Below are 2,644 nucleotides of genomic sequence, written 5' to 3'. Positions count from 1 at the left end.
TGCAAATTCCAGTGATATTGACCACCCAATTCCAATTTAAAGTGACCACCTGATTCCAATTCAAAATGACCACCTAATTCCGGAGCAAAATGACCACCTCCATTTTTCATTAAAAACTACTCTTTTTCATCTGTTAATTAGTATTCAAATATACTTAAAATATTACCCTTTGTTTATGCCTCTTTTCTTTCTCATAGATTCTCCATGTAATTCGAGTCGGTGAGATTGATGTATAAGCCTGTCCAAAATTGCATCAGCTATAGTTTTTTCGCCAATTACATCATACCAACCTTGCACTGGGATTTGTGATGTCACAATTATGGAACCATTATTATGCCTGTCTTCAATGATCTCCAAAAGGGTAATTCGGTTGTGACTATCTAATGCTTGGAGTCCAAAATCGTCAAGTATAATGACATCTTGCCTTTCAATTTTGGCAAGCTCTCGCAGGTAAGAACCATCTGCTTTGGCCATTTTTAATTTAGCAAACAACTTCGAAGTATTAAAATAACTCACTTTAAAACCTTGTATACAGGCTTGATAACCCAATGCTGTACCTAAGTAACTTTTACCTACTCCAGTACTTCCCGTGATTAAGATATTTTCATTTTTTTCTACAAATTCACATTCTGCCAGACGCAGTACCGTGTTTCGGTCAAGATTACGTGATACATCAAAATTGACACTTTCAATATTTGATTTGTAATGGAATCGAGCATTCTTGATACTGCGCTCAATACGCCGATTGTGCCTTTCGTCCCACTCAGCATCAATAATCATCGATACGAACTGATCGAGTGTGTAATGGTCTGTTTTTCCGCTTTCAATGGCTGTTTTAAAAGCATTAAACATGCCATAAAACTTCATTTGTTTCATTTTTGTTACTGTGGATTCATTCATGTTTTCAAGATTTAATTTAGTTATAATAATGTTTTCCTCTTATGTTGCCGTGATTCGGGAGTTCCTGCTCTGGTTCTTGTTCAAAATCAATATGGTCTAAGTTGTTTTCTAAAATATTCTGTATCGTCTTAAAATTGTAAATTCTAAAATCAAGTGCCCGTTTGCAGGCATTTATTAATCGTTGCTTACCTACCTTTTTTTCGAAGTTGAGTATTCCTAAACAACTTTTATAAGCCTGTTCAGGATGGTTCCTGCTTTCGATTATCTGCATGATATATTCTGCTACTGCCTCATCAATACTGCTGGCCCAATCAATGAAGCGAGCAGCACTCCATTGGGCTACAAACTGATGTGTACTGGCTAAATGCTCCGGGATTGTGGTATAGACATAAGGTTTGTAATTTCGATGGTGGACAGCTATTCGATTGTATTTATGATAGATCTCCACGGTTGATTTTGTATACAAGAGTTTCGCTTTTTTCTTTACATATTGATACGGAACACTGTAATAATTTTTGTCTTGACTTAATTGGACATGCCCATTTTGCATAACCGTTGCAAAGGATTGGTATTTTATTTCAAAGCGTTCTTGTGGCAGTGGACGCAGTTTTTGTTTCTCATCCTCTAAAAACAATTCTTTTCGAGAGTAAGGACGTCCAGTGAGTTTTCGACTGTTATGAGCATCCAATAGATCCCATACCTGCTGGTTTAATTCCTCCAGAGAAAAGAATTTAGTTTCTTTTAGGGTTACATAAATTCTTCTGTACAATATCTTGACAGCTCCTTCAACTAGTGACTTATCTCTGGGTTTATAAGCCCTAGCGGGTAAGATTGTAGTTTCGTAATGTTCCGCTAAATCGGCCAGAGTTTCATTAATTGTCGGCTCAAAACGACTACTTTTTATTACTGCAGATTTTAAATTATCCGGGACAATTGCCTCAGGAGTACCTTCAAAAAAACGCATGGCATTTTCTACTGAAGTGACAAAATCTTCCTTTTGCTGGCTCATGGAAGCTTCCGCATACGTGTATTGACTGGCTCCCAATATGGCCACAAAAAATTGTACTTCTTTGATTTCCCCAGTGTCGTTATCGATAATAGAGAGTGTTTTTCCGGCATAATCCACATACATTTTATCACCAGCTTTGTGGTTCATATGCATTACTGGATTAACACGTTTACTCCATACTTTGTAGTGATGAGCAAATTGCGAGCTCCTGTAACCATCAGGGTTTATGGTAACATATTGTTCCCACATGTGTTGTATGGTAACGCCAACTTTTTTTAGTTCACGCTCCATTTTAGGAAAAAAATTATGAAGTATCTGCAATTTGGGACTAATTGATTCCACAGTAGTCTGTGAAAACAAAAGTTCTAGTTCTGCATCTGTTTTTTTATCAATTAATTCAAAGCTTAATCCGAGGACTTCAAATAAAGAAATATATTTCTTTACCGTATTCCTGGAAAGAGATAAATAGCTACTTATAAATAACTTACTCTTTCCATCACAATAGAATTTAATTACTTTTCTAATTTTACTCATGTCTGTTATTTTGTTTGCCATAATCCGTATTTTTTAACGAATGTATGGTTCTAACAACATGAAAAAGTCAGTAGTTTTTAATAATCAATTTACCCCAAAAATTAGGTGGTCAATTTGAATTGGAAAGTGGTGGTCAGTTTGCTCCGGAACTGGTGGTCAATTTACATTGGAAAGTGGTGGTCAATTTGACCGGTTTTTCCA

Annotated in this window: 2 protein-coding genes; both read right to left on the bottom strand. The window is 36.0% G+C overall.

What is annotated here, in order from left to right; genetic code table 11:
- Positions 1 to 162: 162 nt before the first annotated feature.
- The gene (gene istB, locus BUB89_RS17730) at positions 163 to 900 is read right to left on the bottom strand and encodes an IS21-like element helper ATPase IstB (RefSeq protein WP_073247542.1); all 738 of its coding nucleotides are present in this window, start codon (positions 898 to 900) and stop codon (positions 163 to 165) included.
- A gap of 16 nt (positions 901 to 916) precedes the next feature.
- Positions 917 to 2,443: an IS21 family transposase gene (istA, locus tag BUB89_RS17725; RefSeq protein ID WP_234982697.1), complete on the bottom strand. Its 1,527-nt coding sequence runs from the start codon at positions 2,441 to 2,443 to the stop codon at positions 917 to 919.
- Positions 2,444 to 2,644 lie beyond the last annotated feature (201 nt).

This window comes from Flavobacterium flevense, assembly GCF_900142775.1.
Lineage (GTDB): Bacteria > Bacteroidota > Bacteroidia > Flavobacteriales > Flavobacteriaceae > Flavobacterium > Flavobacterium flevense.
The sequence above is the reverse complement of the archived record's forward strand: the minus strand, read 5'-3'. Positions and strand labels throughout refer to the sequence as shown.